The 16,202-nt window shown below is 62.0% G+C and carries 11 protein-coding genes and 1 tRNA gene; all 12 read right to left on the bottom strand.

Annotated elements, in window-relative coordinates:
- Positions 1 to 69: 69 nt before the first annotated feature.
- A complete protein-coding gene (fusA, locus tag J7396_RS16215) occupies positions 70 to 2,187 on the bottom strand; it encodes an elongation factor G (protein ID WP_008574200.1) in 2,118 nt (705 codons plus the stop codon).
- A 137-nt stretch (positions 2,188 to 2,324) separates the two neighbouring features.
- Positions 2,325 to 2,792 (bottom strand): 30S ribosomal protein S7, encoded by a 468-nt coding sequence (gene rpsG, locus J7396_RS16210; protein WP_005917592.1) that lies wholly within the window; start codon positions 2,790 to 2,792, stop codon positions 2,325 to 2,327.
- A gap of 12 nt (positions 2,793 to 2,804) precedes the next feature.
- Positions 2,805 to 3,179, bottom strand: coding sequence for a 30S ribosomal protein S12 (gene rpsL / locus J7396_RS16205; RefSeq protein WP_002811712.1), 375 nt, complete (start codon positions 3,177 to 3,179; stop codon positions 2,805 to 2,807).
- A 218-nt stretch (positions 3,180 to 3,397) separates the two neighbouring features.
- The gene (gene rpoC / locus J7396_RS16200) at positions 3,398 to 7,612 is read right to left on the bottom strand and encodes a DNA-directed RNA polymerase subunit beta' (protein ID WP_011346539.1); all 4,215 of its coding nucleotides are present in this window, start codon (positions 7,610 to 7,612) and stop codon (positions 3,398 to 3,400) included.
- A gap of 100 nt (positions 7,613 to 7,712) precedes the next feature.
- A complete protein-coding gene (gene rpoB / locus J7396_RS16195) occupies positions 7,713 to 11,864 on the bottom strand; it encodes a DNA-directed RNA polymerase subunit beta (protein WP_029818764.1) in 4,152 nt (1,383 codons plus the stop codon).
- A gap of 284 nt (positions 11,865 to 12,148) precedes the next feature.
- The gene (gene rplL, locus J7396_RS16190) at positions 12,149 to 12,514 is read right to left on the bottom strand and encodes a 50S ribosomal protein L7/L12 (protein ID WP_008574194.1); all 366 of its coding nucleotides are present in this window, start codon (positions 12,512 to 12,514) and stop codon (positions 12,149 to 12,151) included.
- 54 nt (positions 12,515 to 12,568) lie between these two features.
- The gene (gene rplJ / locus J7396_RS16185) at positions 12,569 to 13,102 is read right to left on the bottom strand and encodes a 50S ribosomal protein L10 (protein WP_005930748.1); all 534 of its coding nucleotides are present in this window, start codon (positions 13,100 to 13,102) and stop codon (positions 12,569 to 12,571) included.
- A 542-nt stretch (positions 13,103 to 13,644) separates the two neighbouring features.
- Positions 13,645 to 14,343, bottom strand: a complete 699-nt coding sequence (gene rplA, locus J7396_RS16180; protein ID WP_003486747.1) for a 50S ribosomal protein L1 — start codon at positions 14,341 to 14,343, stop codon at positions 13,645 to 13,647.
- 3 nt (positions 14,344 to 14,346) lie between these two features.
- Positions 14,347 to 14,775 (bottom strand): 50S ribosomal protein L11, encoded by a 429-nt coding sequence (gene rplK / locus J7396_RS16175; RefSeq protein ID WP_008574191.1) that lies wholly within the window; start codon positions 14,773 to 14,775, stop codon positions 14,347 to 14,349.
- A gap of 196 nt (positions 14,776 to 14,971) precedes the next feature.
- Positions 14,972 to 15,529, bottom strand: a complete 558-nt coding sequence (nusG, locus tag J7396_RS16170; RefSeq protein ID WP_011346537.1) for a transcription termination/antitermination protein NusG — start codon at positions 15,527 to 15,529, stop codon at positions 14,972 to 14,974.
- Positions 15,530 to 15,542: 13 nt separating this feature from the next.
- The gene (gene secE / locus J7396_RS16165; RefSeq protein WP_005917581.1) at positions 15,543 to 15,950 is read right to left on the bottom strand and encodes a preprotein translocase subunit SecE; all 408 of its coding nucleotides are present in this window, start codon (positions 15,948 to 15,950) and stop codon (positions 15,543 to 15,545) included.
- A gap of 49 nt (positions 15,951 to 15,999) precedes the next feature.
- Positions 16,000 to 16,075, bottom strand: a tRNA-Trp gene (locus J7396_RS16160).
- Positions 16,076 to 16,202 lie beyond the last annotated feature (127 nt).

Here is a 16,202-nt window from a genome sequence, read left to right as displayed (position 1 = left end):
CTCGAATTTAGCTTTTGCCATGACTAACTACCTCTAATTGAAAAATTTGTGAGAAGCGGCTGAGCGAACTCAGCCCTTCTTGGTGACGGCGTCGGCGATGTTGGCCGGTGCCTCTTCGTAGTGGTCGAACTCCATCGAGAACGTCGCACGGCCCTGGCTCATCGAGCGCAGCGAAGTGGCGTAACCGAACATTTCACCCAACGGGATCATCGCGTTGATGATCTTGCCCGACGGGCTGTCGTCCTGACCCTGCAACACGCCACGACGGCGGCTCACGTCGCCCATCACGTCACCCAGGTAATCCTCCGGGCTGACGATTTCGACCTTCATGATCGGCTCCAGCAACACCGGGCTGGCTTTCGCGAAGCCCTGCTTGAACGCCATCGATGCAGCCAGCTTGAACGCCATTTCCGAGGAGTCGACGTCATGGTACGAGCCGAACACCAGCTTGACCTTCACGCCCACCACCGGGAAGCCGGCGATCGGACCACTGGTGATCGTTTCGCGCAGACCCTTTTCGACCGAGGGGATGAATTCCTTCGGAATGATGCCGCCGGTGATGTCGTTGATGAAGAGGAAATCGTCCTTGACGTTCTCGCTCTTGCGCTCTTCCTCGGTCATCGGCGACAGCTCGATCACGACGTGACCGTACTGACCCTTACCACCGGACTGCTTGGCGTGCTTATAGTCAGACTTGACGTCGGACTTGCGGATCGTTTCGCGGTAGGCCACCTGCGGCTTGCCGACGTTGGCCTCGACATTGAACTCGCGACGCATGCGGTCGACGATGATGTCCAGGTGCAACTCGCCCATGCCCGAGATGATGGTCTGACCGGATTCTTCGTCGGTCTTGACGCGGAACGAGGGATCTTCCTGCGCCAGACGGCCCAGGGCCATGCCCATCTTTTCCTGGTCCGACTTGGTCTTCGGCTCCACCGCCATCGAGATCACCGGCTCCGGGAACACCATGCGCTCCAGGGTGATGATCTTGTCCTGCGCACACAGCGTGTCGCCGGTGGTGACATCCTTCAGACCCACGGCAGCGGCGATGTCGCCCGCACGCACTTCCTTGATCTCTTCGCGATTGTTGGAGTGCATCTGCAGGATGCGGCCCACGCGCTCCTTCTTCGACTTGACCGGGTTGTAGACCTGGTCGCCGGAGTTCAGCGTGCCCGAATAGACACGGAAGAACGTCAGCGAGCCCACGAACGGGTCGGTCATGATCTTGAACGCCAACGCCGAGAACGGCGCGGTATCGGTGGCAGCGCGCGTGTCTTCCTTCTCGTCTTCGTCGATACCCTGCACCGGCGGACGGTCAGCCGGCGACGGCAGCAGGTGCACGACGCCGTCGAGCATGGCCTGCACGCCCTTGTTCTTGAACGCCGAGCCGCAGAACACCGGCACGATCTCCACCTTCAAGGTGCGCTCGCGCAGACCCGACAGGATCTCCTGTTCGCTCAGGTCGCCCTCGTTGAGGTACTTGTCCATGAGGTCTTCGCTGGCTTCTGCAGCCGCTTCGACCATGAACGAGCGTGCCTCGGTCGCGACATCGACCAGGTCGGCCGGAATATCGCGGTATTCGAAGGTGGTGCCCTGCGATGCGGTATCCCAATGGATCGCCTTCATCTTCAGCAGGTCGACCACGCCCTCAAAGCCGTCTTCGGCGCCGATCGGCACCTGCATCGGCACGGCGTACGCACCCAGACGGGCCTTCAGCTGCTCAACGACCTTGTCGAAGTTGGCACCGGTACGGTCCATCTTGTTGACGAAGGCCATGCGCGGCACGGAATACTTGTTGGCCTGGCGCCACACGGTCTCGGACTGCGGCTGCACGCCACCGACGGCGCACAGCACGAACACCGCACCGTCGAGCACGCGCAAGGAGCGCTCCACTTCGATGGTGAAGTCGACGTGCCCGGGGGTGTCGATGATGTTGAAGCGGTGCTGCGGCATGGACTTGTCCATACCCGACCAGAACGCGGTAGTCGCAGCGGAGGTGATGGTGATACCACGCTCCTGCTCCTGCTCCATCCAGTCCATCACTGCAGCGCCGTCATGGACTTCGCCGATCTTGTGACTCACACCGGTGTAGAACAGGATGCGTTCGGAAGTGGTGGTCTTGCCGGCATCGATGTGGGCCATGATGCCGAAGTTGCGGTAACGCTCGATAGGGGTGGTGCGGGCCACGGGGAGCCTCTCAATTTCTTGGATTTCGGATGGCCGAACGCCGCCTTTCGGCGGCCTTCGGATTGGATGCGACGCAACATGCGTCGCAAACAGCACTCATATGGTGCTGAAGGGCCCCGTTACCAAGGCCCCCGAGGTCACCAGCGGTAATGTGCGAACGCCTTGTTCGCCTCCGCCATACGGTGGGTCTCTTCGCGCTTCTTGATCGCGCCGCCGCGGCTTTCCGAGGCGTCCAACAGTTCTGCAGCCAACTTACGCGGCATGGTGTTCTCGCCACGCTTGCGCGCGGAATCGATCAACCAGCGCATTGCCAGCGCCATGCGACGGGAGGAACGCACTTCGACGGGCACCTGATAGGTAGCACCACCGACGCGACGCGATTTAACTTCGACAGCCGGGGCCACGTTGTCCAGTGCCTTCTGCACCAGTTCGATGGCATTCGGATTCTTTTCGCCAATGACGTCCATTGCGCCATAGACAATTTTCTCAGCAACCGACTTCTTGCCACTCTGCATCACCATATTGATGAAGCGGGCAATGGTTTCGCTGCCATGCTTTGGATCTGGCAGGACGGTGCGCTGCGGAGTAGAACCTTTACGGGACATTTGAGTATTTCCTTAGCTCTTCGGGCGCTTGGCGCCGTACTTGGAACGGCCTTGACGACGCTTGGCGACGCCGGCGGCGTCCAGCGAACCACGGACGGTGTGATAACGCACACCGGGAAGATCCTTGACGCGGCCACCGCGAATCAGGACAACGGAGTGCTCCTGCAGGTTGTGGCCTTCACCACCGATGTAGCTGATGACCTCTTCCTGGTTGGTCAGGCGCACCTTGGCGACTTTACGCAGGGCCGAGTTCGGCTTCTTCGGGGTAGTGGTGTAGACGCGTGTGCAGACGCCACGGCGCTGCGGACACTTGTCCAGTGCCGGAGAGGCACTCTTGTAGGTGGTCGCTTGCCGAGGCTTGCGGACCAGCTGATTGATCGTCGTCATCAGTTGATTCTTCTGATTGATAGGCCGAGACGGCCTGCACGAAAACAAAGGCAGGCCGAGACCGGCCCACCGAGACAGAGAAGTATAGCTGGCAGGATGAAACTCCGTCAACTTCACGGAATCTGAACCTGCTGGCCCATCCAAGGCCGGAAAACGGAGGGCCTCCTGCCCTCCTTTTCGCCTGGCTTACGGCGGTCTTGCGACCGCCGTCGGAGCGCTTACTCCTCGTCCGCGCCAGCGTCGGCCACTGCAGCGACCGGTTCGGCGGCTGCCGGCTTGCCCGACAGCGTTTCCATTTCCGAGTCGGTCAGACCCGAGGCCTTGCGACGTCCGGCGTGATACGCCAAACCCGTACCGGCCGGGATCAGGCGACCCACGATCACGTTTTCCTTCAAACCGCGCAGGTTGTCGCGGGTGCCGCGGACGGCCGCCTCGGTCAACACGCGGGTGGTTTCCTGGAACGATGCCGCCGAGATGAACGACTCAGTGGCCAGCGACGCCTTGGTGATACCCAGCAACACCGGATCGTACTTGGCCGGCAGTTCGTTGCGCTTGACCAGGCGGGCATTTTCCTCGATGACGCGCTGGCGCTCGACCTGCTCGCCGTTGAGGAACTTGCTGTTGCCCTGGTCAACGATCTCGACCTTACGCAGCATCTGGCGCGTGATCACCTCGATGTGCTTGTCGTTGATCTTCACGCCCTGCAGGCGGTACACGTCCTGGATTTCCTTGACCAGGTATGCGGCCAGCGGTTCGACACCCAACAGGCGCAGGATGTCTTGCGGACTCGGCTCGCCGTCCACCACGGTCTCGCCCTTGGTCACGTGTTCACCTTCGAACACGATGATCTGGCGGTACTTGGGAATCAGCTCTTCGTGTTCCGAACCATCGGTGTCCTTGATGATCAGGCGCTGCTTGCCCTTGGTGTCCTTACCGAAGCTGATGATGCCCGAGCGTTCGGCCAGGATCGCCGGATCCTTCGGCTTGCGTGCTTCGAACAAGTCCGCAACGCGCGGCAGACCACCGGTGATGTCGCGGGTCTTGGACGCTTCCTGCGGGATCTTGGCCACCACGTCGCCCACGCCGACGGCAGCGCCGTCCTGCAGGTTGACGATGGAGCGCGGCGGCAGCAGGTACTGGGCCGGCAGATCCGTGTTCGGAATCGTCAGGTCGTTACCCTTGGCATCGACGATGCGCACGATCGGGCGCAGTTCCTTGGCCTGTGCACCGCGACGCTTCGGGTCGGTGATTTCGCGCGACGCCAGACCGGTCAGCTCGTCGGTCTTCTCGATCACGGTGACGCCGTCGACGAAGTCGATGAAGCGGATGAAACCGGCCACTTCCGACACGATCGGGTGGTTATGCGGATCCCAGTTGGCAACGCTCTGCCCGGCCTTGACCGCATCGCCGTCTTTGGCGGTGATGGTCGCGCCGTACGGCAGCTTGTAACGCTCGCGCTCGCGGCCATGGCCATCGAGCACGGACAGTTCGCCAGAACGCGAGACCGCAACCAGCGAACCGCTGGCATGCGCCACCGACTTGAGGTTGTTGAACTTCACCGAACCGGTGGTCTTGACGGTGATGTTGTCCACCGCAGCCGCACGCGATGCCGCACCACCGATGTGGAACGTACGCATGGTCAGCTGGGTACCCGGCTCGCCGATCGACTGCGCGGCGATGACGCCGACCGCTTCGCCGATGTTGACCTGGTGACCACGTGCGAGGTCGCGGCCGTAGCAGCGTGCGCACACGCCGAACGAGGATTCGCAGCTGATGGTCGAACGCACCTTCACCGACTGCACGCTGGCGTCTTCGAGCTTGGCTACCCAGGCTTCGTCGAGCAGCGTGTTGCGGGTGACGATTGGCTCTTCGTCGTTGCCCGGCAGGTACACGTCCTCGGCCACCACGCGGCCCAGCACGCGCTCGCGCAACGGCTCCACCACGTCGCCGCCTTCCACGATCGGGGTCATGATTAACCCTTCGGTGGTGCCGCAATCGATTTCGGTGATTACCACGTCCTGCGCCACGTCGACCAGGCGGCGGGTCAGGTAACCGGAGTTCGCCGTCTTCAGCGCGGTATCGGCCAGACCCTTACGGGCACCGTGGGTGGAGTTGAAGTACTCCTGCACGTTCAGACCTTCGCGGAAGTTCGCCTTGATGGGCGTCTCGATGATCGAGCCGTCCGGACGCGCCATCAGGCCGCGCATGCCGGCCAGCTGACGGATCTGCGCCTGGCTACCACGGGCACCGGAGTCGGCCATGATGTACAGCGAGTTCATCGACTTCTGGTCGATGGTCTCGCCCTTGGCGTTCTCGACCTTTTCGGTACCGATGGTGTCCATCATCGCCTTGGCGATGCGCTCGCTGGTACGCGACCAGATGTCCACGACCTTGTTGTAGCGCTCGCCGGCGGTGACCAGGCCCGACTGGTACTGCTCCTGGATTTCCAGCACTTCGGCTTCGGCCTCGGTGAGGATGCCCTTCTTCTCGTCGGGGATCAGCATGTCGTCGATACCGATCGACACGCCGGCGCGGGTTGCGTAGGCGTAGCCGGTGTACATCAGCTTGTCGGCGAACACGACGGTGTCCTTCAAGCCCAGCAGACGGTAGCTGGAGTTGATCAGACGCGAGATGTTCTTCTTGGTCATCTCGGTGTTTGCCAGCTGGAACGGCAGGCCTTCAGGCAGGATTTCGCTCAGCAGCGCACGGCCGACCGTGGTGTCCACGATCGAGGTGCCGCTGCTGCGCTTGCCGCCGGCTTCCACGTCCACCTGGGTGATGCGCACCTTGACCTTGGCGTGCAGTTCGACCACGCGGTTGTCGTAGGCGCGCTTCACTTCGCTGGTGTTGGCGAACACCATGCCCTCGCCCTTCTTGTTCTCCAGGGCGCGGCTCATGTAGTACAGGCCCAACACCACGTCCTGCGACGGCACGATGATCGGCTCGCCGTTGGCCGGCGACAGGATGTTGTTGGTGGACATCATCAACGCACGCGCTTCCAGCTGGGCTTCCAGCGAGAGCGGCACGTGGACGGCCATCTGGTCGCCGTCGAAGTCGGCGTTGAAGGCAGTACACACCAGCGGATGCAGCTGGATGGCCTTGCCTTCGATCAACACCGGTTCGAACGCCTGGATGCCCAGACGGTGCAGGGTCGGCGCACGGTTCAACAGCACCGGATGCTCGCGAATCACCTCTTCCAGGATGTCCCAGACTTCGGCTTCTTCGCGCTCGACCAGCTTCTTGGCGGCCTTGATGGTGGTGGCCAGGCCACGACGCTGCAGCTTGGCGAACACGAACGGCTTGAACAGCTCGAGCGCCATCTTCTTCGGCAGGCCGCACTGGTGCAGCTTCAGGTACGGACCGACGGTGATGACCGAACGACCGGAGTAGTCCACGCGCTTGCCGAGCAGGTTCTGACGGAACCGGCCCTGCTTGCCCTTGATCATGTCGGCCAGCGACTTCAGCGGACGCTTGTTGGTGCCGGTGATGGCACGGCCGCGACGGCCGTTGTCCAGCAGCGCATCGACCGATTCCTGCAGCATGCGCTTTTCGTTGCGCACGATGATGTCCGGCGCATTGAGCTCGAGCAGGCGACGCAGACGGTTGTTGCGGTTGATCACGCGGCGGTACAGATCGTTCAGATCCGAGGTCGCGAAGCGGCCGCCATCCAGCGGCACCAGCGGACGCAGGTCCGGCGGCAGCACGGGAAGCACGGTCATGACCATCCACTCCGGACGGTTGCCCGATTCCAGGAAGGCTTCGATCAGCTTGATGCGCTTGGTGAGGCGCTTGAGCTTGGTTTCCGAACCGGTGCTGGCGATTTCTTCGCGCAGGCGGGTCATTTCCGACTGCAGGTCGATCGTGCGCAGCAGCTCGTACACCGCCTCGGCGCCCATGGCGGCGTCGAAGTCGTCGTTGTACTCCTGGCGTGCGGTCAGGTACTGCTCTTCGGTCAGCAGCTGGCGGCGCTCGAGCGGGGTCAGGCCCGGCTCGGTGACGACATAGGCTTCGAAGTACAGCACGCGCTCGATGTCACGCAGGGTCATGTCCAGCATCAGGCCGATGCGCGACGGCAGCGACTTGAGGAACCAGATGTGCGCGACCGGCGAGGCCAGGTCGATGTGACCCATGCGCTCGCGACGCACCTTGGCCAGGGTGACTTCGGTGCCGCACTTTTCGCAGACCACGCCACGGTGCTTCATGCGCTTGTACTTGCCGCACAGGCACTCGTAGTCCTTGATCGGTCCGAAGATGGCGGCGCAGAACAGGCCGTCACGCTCGGGCTTGAAGGTACGGTAGTTGATGGTTTCGGGCTTCTTCACTTCGCCGTAGGACCACGAACGGATCAGGTCCGGCGACGCCAGCGCGATCTTGATCGCGTCGAAATCCAGCGTCTGGCGCTGCTGATTGAAGAGGTTGAGCAGGTCTTTCATTTGATATCTCCGGGTCGGAGGAATTTCGTATCTGAGATGAAACCGAGGGCGTTACGTTCCGGATCCCGGCAGCGCATTGCGGCGCCGGGATCCGTCTCGATCACTCTTCCAGTTCCATGTTGATCGCCAGCGAGCGGATTTCCTTCACCAACACGTTGAAGGATTCCGGCATGCCCGCGACCATCTCGTGCTCACCATCGACGATGTTCTTGTACATCTGGTTGCGGCCCTGCACGTCGTCGGACTTCACCGTCAGCATTTCCTGCAGGGTGTAGGCCGCGCCGTAGGCTTCCAGCGCCCAGACTTCCATCTCACCGAAGCGCTGACCACCGAACTGTGCCTTGCCGCCCAGCGGCTGCTGGGTCACGAGCGAGTACGGGCCAGTCGAGCGCGCATGCATCTTGTCGTCGACCAAGTGGTTCAACTTCAGGTAGTGCATGTAGCCGACCGTGGTCTTGCGATCGAACGCTTCGCCAGTGCGACCGTCGTACAGCTGGGTCTGACCGCTCTGCGGCAGGTCGGCCAGTTCCAGCATGCGCTTGATTTCCGCTTCGCTGGCGCCGTCGAACACCGGGGTCGCCATCGGCACGCCGTCGATCAGGTTCTTGCCCAGGTTGAGCAATTCCTCATCGCTGAACTGCGACAGGTCCACGCGCTGTGCATTGATCGCGTTGTCGTGGTTGTAGATGTCGTTGAGGAACTTGCGCAGCTCGCTGACGGCGGCCTGGGCTTCCAGCATGCGCTGGATCTTGCGACCCAGGCCCTTGGCGGCCCAACCCAGATGCACTTCCAGAATCTGGCCGATGTTCATACGCGACGGCACGCCGAGCGGGTTCAACACGATGTCGACCGACTCGCCGGTGGCCATGTACGGCATGTCTTCCACGGGCACCACGTTGGAGACCACACCCTTGTTGCCGTGGCGGCCTGCCATCTTGTCGCCCGGCTGGATACGGCGCTTCACGGCCAGGAACACCTTGACCATCTTCAGCACGCCCGGTGCGAGGTCGTCGCCCTGGGTGATCTTGCCGCGCTTGTCGGCAAAACGTGCTTCGAATTCCTTCTCGTGCGCCTGGATCTGCTTCTGCGCACGCTCGATGGCGTCGGCAGCGTCTTCGTCCTTCATGCGCAGCTGGAACCAATCGGACTTCTTCAGCCCGTCCAGGTACGCGTCGGTGACGGTGTCGCCCTTCTTCAGGTTGGCGCCGCCGTTGGCGACCTTACCCACGATCTGCGAGCGCAGACGTGCGTAGATGGCCGCTTCCAGGATGCGGAACTGGTCGTCGAAGTCCTTCTTGACCCGCTTGATCTCGTTTTCCTCGATCTGGCGGGCGCGCTTGTCCTTCTCGATGCCGTCGCGGGTGAAGACCTGCACGTCGATGACGGTGCCGTCCATGCCCGGGGGCACGCGCAGCGAGCTGTCCTTCACGTCGGACGCCTTTTCGCCGAAGATCGCACGCAGCAGCTTTTCTTCCGGGGTCAGCTGGCTCTCGCCCTTCGGCGTGACCTTGCCGACCATGATGTCGCCGGCGCGCACTTCCGCACCGATGTACACCACGCCGCTTTCGTCCAGACGGTTCAAGGCCTGCTCGGACACGTTCGGGATGTCGGCGGAAATTTCCTCCGGCCCCAGCTTGGTGTCGCGCGCAACGCAGGTCAGTTCCTCGATGTGGATCGTGGTGTAACGATCCTCTTCCACCACGCGCTCGGAGAGCAGGATGGAGTCTTCGAAGTTGTAGCCGTTCCAAGGCATGAAGGCGATCAGCATGTTCTGGCCCAGCGCCAGTTCACCGATGTCGGTGGACGGGCCGTCGGCCAGCACGTCGCCGCGCGCGATCACGTCGCCCACATTCACCAGCGGGCGCTGGTTGATGCAGGTGTTCTGATTGGAGCGGGTGTACTTGATCAGGTTGTAGATATCCACGCCGGCATCGGTGCCGCCGCCGATTTCTGCCTCGTTGACCTTGACCACGATGCGGGCTGCGTCGATCTGCTCGATCACGCCACCACGCAGCGCATTGACGGTCACACCCGAGTCGCGCGCAACCGCACGCTCGATGCCGGTACCGACCAGCGGCTTCTGCGAACGCAGCGTCGGCACGGCCTGGCGCTGCATGTTGGCGCCCATCAGTGCGCGGTTGGCGTCGTCGTGCTCCAGGAACGGCACCAGCGCCGCTGCGACCGACACGGTCTGCATCGGCGAGACGTCCATGAAATGCACTTCGGACGGCGGCTTCAACAGCGATTCGCCCTGGAACCGGCACGGCACGAACTGCTCGGTGAGCATGTTCTTGGCATCGGTCAGCGCGTTCGCCTGAGCGATCACGTACTCGTTTTCTTCGATCGCCGACAGGTATTCGACGTCGTCGGAGACCTTGCCGTCCAGCACCTTACGGTACGGCGTCTCGAGGAAGCCGTACTGGTTGGTGCGGGCGAACACGGCCAGCGAGTTGATCAGGCCGATGTTCGGGCCTTCCGGCGTTTCGATGGTGCAGACGCGGCCGTAATGGGTCGGGTGCACGTCGCGCACTTCGAAACCGGCGCGTTCGCGGGTCAGGCCGCCCGGACCCAGCGCGGAGACGCGACGCTTGTGCGTCACTTCCGACAGCGGATTGTTCTGGTCCATGAACTGCGACAGCTGCGAGGAGCCGAAGAATTCCTTGATCGCAGCAGCCACCGGCTTGGCATTGATCAGTTCCTGCGGGGTCAGGCCTTCGGACTCGGCCATCGACAGGCGTTCCTTGACCGCGCGCTCGACGCGGACCAGGCCCACGCGGAACACGTTCTCGGCCATTTCGCCCACCGAACGCACGCGACGGTTGCCCAGGTGATCGATGTCATCGACCACGCCGCGACCGTTGCGGATTTCGGTGAGCACCTTGATCACTTCCAGGATGTCGGAGGTGTCGGCGTGCTCGGCGACCAGGCGCTTGGATTCTTCGTCGTTACGCTCGGCAAAGTACTTCTTGTCGTACAGCACCGACTCGCCCAGCACGTCCTTGCGGCCGACGCGACGGTTGAACTTCATGCGGCCGACCGTGGACAGGTCGTAGCGCTCGAAGGTGAAGAACAGGTTGTGGAACAGGTTCTGCGCCGCTTCCTTGGTCGGCGGCTCGCCCGGACGCATCATGCGGTAGATTTCGACCAGCGCTTCCAGCTGCGTCTTGGTCGGATCGATGCGCAAGGTGTTGGACAGGTACGGACCACGATCCAGATCGTTCACCCACAGGGTGCCCACCGCATCGACGCCGGCCTTGCGGAAGGCAGCCAGCTGGTCTTCGTTGATCTCGTCGTTGGCATTGGCCAGCAGTTCGCCGGTGGAGCCATCGACCACGTCGTGCGACAGGATGCGACCGACCAGGTAGTCGTCCGGCACGGCCAGCGCGGCAACGCCGGCAGCTTCCAGTTGTTTGACGTGGCGCGCAGTGATGCGCTTGCCCGCTTCCACGATGACCTTGTCGCCATCGGCCAGGTCGAAGTTCAGCGTTTCACCACGCAGGCGCTCAGGCACCAGCTCCAGCTGCACGCCCTCGTCCGGGTTGATGTGGAAGGTATTGATCTCGAAGAACTCGGCCAGCATCTCTTCGTTGCTGTAGCCAAGCGCACGCAGCAGGATCGATACCGGCAACTTGCGGCGACGGTCGATACGGGTGAACAGCGCATCCTTCGGGTCGAACTCGAAGTCCAACCACGAGCCACGGTAAGGAATGATGCGGGCGCTGTACAGCAGCTTGCCCGAGCTGTGGGTCTTGCCACGATCGTGGTCGAAGAACACGCCCGGCGAGCGATGCAGCTGCGAAACGATCACGCGCTCGGTGCCGTTGACGATGAAGGTACCGTTGCCGGTCATCAGCGGAATTTCGCCGAGATAGACCTCCTGCTCCTTCACGTACTTGATCGCCTTGGTCGACGACTCGCGGTCGTAGATCACCAGGCGCACGGTCACGCGCAGCGGCGCGCCATAGCTCATGCCGCGCTGACGGCATTCACGCTCGTCAAACACCGGCTGACCCAACTTGTAACCGACATACTCCAGCGCAGCGTTGCCGCTGTAGCTGGAAATCGGGAACACCGACTTCAATGCCGCGTGCAGACCGAGGTCCTTACGCTTGTTCGGCTCCACGTCTTCCTGCAGGAATTCGCGGTAGGAATCCACCTGGATGGCAAGCAGGAACGGCACTTCGAGGATCGAGCGCTGCTTACCGAAGTCCTTGCGGATACGCTTTTTTTCGGTGAACGAATAAGACGTCATGAGGTCTTCACCCTAGGCTGCGGGGGCCACATCGCGGCGGCCCTGAAATAACAAAATTGTCAGTTGGAAGTCGCTGGTATTGCCGGCACCAGCACGCCTTCTCCCGCTACTTCCAACTACCAACTCGGTGAGGCCGGGATCGGGAATCGAGAATCGGATGATCGCGCGATGTTGCACTGCGATTGTCCAATCCCGATTCCCCTCCGAAACGGCCAAAGGCCGGGAGCTTTACGCTCCCAGCCTTCAGTGCATCACCATGAAACGCTGGCGATGCAAGGTACTGCTTACTTGATTTCGACAGTCGCGCCAGCTTCGGTCAGTTCCTTCTTGATCTTCTCGGCTTCGTCCTTCGAAGCGCCTTCCTTCAGCATGCCACCGGCTTCGGTCAGATCCTTGGCTTCCTTCAGACCCAGGCCGGTCACGGCGCGCACGGCCTTAATGACGCCAACCTTGTTGGCGCCACAGTTGGTCAGCACCACGTTGAACTCGGTCTGCTCTTCAACCACGGCGGCCGGGCCAGCTGCAGCAGCAGCGACCGGGGCAGCGGCGGAGACGCCGAACTTTTCTTCGATGGCCTTGACCAGCTCCATCACTTCCATCAGGGACTTCTCGGCGATGGCGTCGACGATCTGTTCGTTGGTAAGGGACATTGTGATTACCTTTAAATGATTTTCTGGATTGGGGTTCTAGCGAACGCTAGGACATCAAGCTTCGGCAGTCTCGGCGACCGGCGCGGCGGCTTCGTCGCCACCACCCTGCTTGTCGCCAACGGCCTTGACGGCACGGGCGAACATGGCAGCCGGTTCGGACAGCACGCGGGCCAGCATGGCCAGGGCCTGGTCACGGGTCGGCAGCGAGGCCAACACGTCGACGTGACCCGCCGGGAACAATTCCCCGCCGATGGACACGACCTTGGCCTGCAGCTTGTCGTTGCTCTTGGCAAATTCCTTGATCAGGCGACCGGCTGCGCCGGGCTCCTCCATCGAAAACGCATACAGCAAAGGACCGACCAGCTTGTCAGCAGCGACAGCGAAATCAGTACCTTCAACGGCGCGCGCGGCCAGGGTGTTCTTGACAACTTTCAAGAACACGCCGGTTTCGCGGGCCTGCTTACGCATCGCGGTCATCTGGGAGACCGTGGTGCCAGCGTATTCGGCGGCGATCAGGGAGTGGGCCTTGGCGGCGATGTCTGCCAGCTCGGCGACTACTTCTTGCTTCTGGGACAGATTGAGAGCCATTGCACTCCTCCGTTAAAGCCGGGATTCGGGATTGGTACTTCGGAATCCGTCACAGCAATCACGCCGTTGCCAGATCCCACATGCCGAATCGTCATCCCCGCTTCAAACTACTCCGCTCGCGGCTCCTGCCGGTTGCGGTCCAGGGCAGCCTCCTTCCTGGAAGCCGGGAACATCGACCGATGTTCCTTTGGTGGCCGTTCTAGACCTGGAGTGGACTCGATCCGGGATGTCCCAGACGCGCGTAAACCAGAAAGCTCCAGAAGGGCGACACCATCTACGCCGGCCGGTTCGACACGAACCAATCAAGCGATCCCGCTGCATCGACGGCGACTCCTTGCCAGTGCGAGCATCCGTGCCCGTCGTCGATCTGCGCTGACCGCGCCTGCGGTCTTTGACGGCTACCGCCGGACGTGCCGGCGATCGCCTTCAAAATGTCCGTTGCCCCAAAGGAGGGAACGGACTCCCAGCACACGGTGACCCGGGCCGGAAAAACAATGCTGTACTGCCAAATACGTCAGGCGCATGACGCCGGACGCATTCGCTTACTTCAACGACAGGCTCGACTGATCCACCGTCACGCCCGGACCCATGGTCGAGCTGACCGACACCTTCTGCAGGTAGGTACCCTTGGAGGTGGCCGGCTTGGCCTTGACCAGATCCAGCAACAGCGCCTGCAGGTTCGACTTCAGCGCTTCGTCGTCGAAGCTGGCCTTGCCGATCGTGCAGTGGATGATGCCGGCCTTGTCGGTGCGGTAGCGCACCTGGCCCGACTTGGCATTCTTGACCGCTTCGCCCGGATTGGCCGACACGGTGCCGACCTTCGGGTTCGGCATCAAGCCGCGCGGACCCAGCAGGGTGCCCAGCTTACCGACGACGCGCATGGCATCCGGGGTCGCGATAACCACGTCATAGTTCAGATCGCCGGCCTGCATCTTCTCAGCCAGGTCGTCCATGCCCACCGCCTCGGCGCCCGCAGCCAGGGCTTCGTCGGCCTTGGCGCCTGCCGGTGCGAACACTGCAACGCGCACGCTCTTGCCAGTACCGGCCGGCAGCACGGTGGAACCGCGCACCTGCTGGTCGGACTTCTTGGCGTCCACGCCCAGGCGCACGGCGACGTCGATCGACTCGACGAACTTGGCCTTGGTGGCGGTCTTCAGGATCTTGATTGCGTCTTCGAAGGCATAGGTCTTGCCCGGAACGACAGCGGCCGTGATGGCCTTAACGCGCTTGCTCTGTGCCATGTCTTAGCCCTCCACCGTCAAACCCATGCTGCGGGCAGAACCCGCAATCGTGCGCACCGCCGCTTCCAGCTCGGCTGCCGTCAAATCGGCTTCCTTGACCTTGGCGATTTCTTCCAGCTGCTTGCGCGTCACCTTGCCCACCTTGTCGGTGTTGGGACGCTTCGAGCCGGAGGTCACGCCTGCGGCCTTCTTGAGCAGCACGCTGGCCGGAGTGCTCTTGGTGACGAACGTGAAGGTACGGTCGGAATACGCGGTGATGATCACCGGCGTCGGCAGACCCGGCTCCAGCTTCGACGTCGCGGCATTAAATGCCTTGCAGAATTCCATGATGTTCAGACCGCGCTGACCCAGTGCAGGGCCGACCGGCGGTGCAGGGTTGGCCTGACCGGCCTTGACCTGCAACTTGATGAAAGCAGTAATCTTCTTAGCCATTTCAATACTCTCCGGGTGCTAGCGCCTGACCTGCAGGCTCCCCATCGGACCGGGATTCACGTGTCCCGGCTTCACGTTGTTGACCACACGCAGATGGCTGCCATTCGGCAGCCATTGGTTCCAGGCAGTTCGCCAGGACAGCGAGCCGCGCACTATAGCAGCATTTGGGGCGAGCGCCTAGCTGGCGCCCGCAGGGTCAGCCCTTCTCGACCTGACCGAATTCGAGCTCGACCGGCGTGGAGCGGCCGAAGATGAGCACAGCAACCCGCAGCCTGCTCTTTTCGTAATTGACTTCCTCGACAACGCCATTGAAGTCGTTGAACGGACCCTCGGTGACGCGCACCATCTGGCCCGGCTCGAACAACACCTTCGGACGCGGCTTTTCGACGCCATCCTGCACTCGCTGCAGGATCGCATCCGCTTCTTCGTCGCGAATCGGCAGAGGACGGTCGGCGGTACCGCCGATGAAACCCATCACCTTCGAAGTCTCCTTCACCAGGTGCCAGCTTTCGTTGTCGATGCGCGGAATACCGCCCTCTTCATGCGTTTCGATCTGCACCAGCACGTAGCCGGGGAAGAACTTGCGCTCGGACCGACGCTTCTGGCCGGCGCGCATTTCGATGACCTCTTCGGTCGGCACCAGCACGTCGCCGAAACGGTCTTCCATTTCGGCGCGCGCGATACGGTCACGCAATGCCTGCGCAACGGATTTTTCGAAGCCTGAATAGGCGTGAACGACATACCAACGCTTCACTGCTTGATTCTCCTCAACGAGCCAGGAACCACTGCGTGAGCTTCTGGATGACAAAGTCGAAGCCGCCCAACAGCAAACTCAGAATGATTACAACCACAATCACGACCCAGGTGGTGCGGATAGCTTCCTGGCGCGTCGGCCAGACAACCTTACGCAACTCGAACCTGGATTCGGACAGGAATTCGCGGGTCTCCCGGCCCTTGCCGGTGCCCAAAAACACAAATGCACCCGCCACCAACCCAACGATGACAGCCAACGCACGCAACTGCGGCGTCCACGCGCCCAGCTGGGTCGCGCGCTCGGGAGCGGAGAACCAGAACCACACAAAAAGCCCCGCAACCACCAGGGCAGCGGAGACAACGTACTTAACGACATCAGCGCTAGAGGACGCGCTCTTGGAAGGCTCGATTTTGCTATTCATCCGGCTCTAGTTACCGATCTGACCCGAATCGCTGGGCCGGAAAGAGGAGTGGCACGCCAGGAGGGACTCGAACCCCCAACCTGCGGTTTTGGAGACCGCTGCTCTGCCAATTGAGCTACTGGCGTATGTACTCGTTTACCGCAAACCCCAAGACAACGAAGGCGGACCGCGGTTCAGCCGGCCCGCCATTCGTTTGAATCCAGCCGCCCATAGGCAGCTGGATACAGGCACTTACTTGATGATCTTGGCAAC

The organism is Xanthomonas sp. A1809, from assembly GCF_017746015.1.
Taxonomy (GTDB): Bacteria; Pseudomonadota; Gammaproteobacteria; order Xanthomonadales; family Xanthomonadaceae; genus Xanthomonas; species Xanthomonas euvesicatoria.
This window is presented reverse-complemented; position numbering and strand designations above follow the sequence as displayed.

What these genes read in the sequence shown, in the direction of transcription:
- rpoC (WP_011346539.1), bottom strand. Translation starts at nt 7,612, where the DNA reads ATGAAAGACCTGCTCAACCTCTTCAATCAGCAGCGCCAGACGCTGGAT.
- rplL (WP_008574194.1), bottom strand. Translation starts at nt 12,514, where the DNA reads ATGTCCCTTACCAACGAACAGATCGTCGACGCCATCGCCGAGAAGTCC.
- rplK (WP_008574191.1), bottom strand. Translation starts at nt 14,775, where the DNA reads ATGGCTAAGAAGATTACTGCTTTCATCAAGTTGCAGGTCAAGGCCGGT.
- rplJ (WP_005930748.1), bottom strand. Translation starts at nt 13,102, where the DNA reads ATGGCTCTCAATCTGTCCCAGAAGCAAGAAGTAGTCGCCGAGCTGGCA.
- rpoB (WP_029818764.1), bottom strand. Translation starts at nt 11,864, where the DNA reads ATGACGTCTTATTCGTTCACCGAAAAAAAGCGTATCCGCAAGGACTTC.
- secE (WP_005917581.1), bottom strand. Translation starts at nt 15,950, where the DNA reads ATGAATAGCAAAATCGAGCCTTCCAAGAGCGCGTCCTCTAGCGCTGAT.
- rpsL (WP_002811712.1), bottom strand. Translation starts at nt 3,179, where the DNA reads ATGACGACGATCAATCAGCTGGTCCGCAAGCCTCGGCAAGCGACCACC.
- rplA (WP_003486747.1), bottom strand. Translation starts at nt 14,343, where the DNA reads ATGGCACAGAGCAAGCGCGTTAAGGCCATCACGGCCGCTGTCGTTCCG.
- rpsG (WP_005917592.1), bottom strand. Translation starts at nt 2,792, where the DNA reads ATGTCCCGTAAAGGTTCTACTCCGCAGCGCACCGTCCTGCCAGATCCA.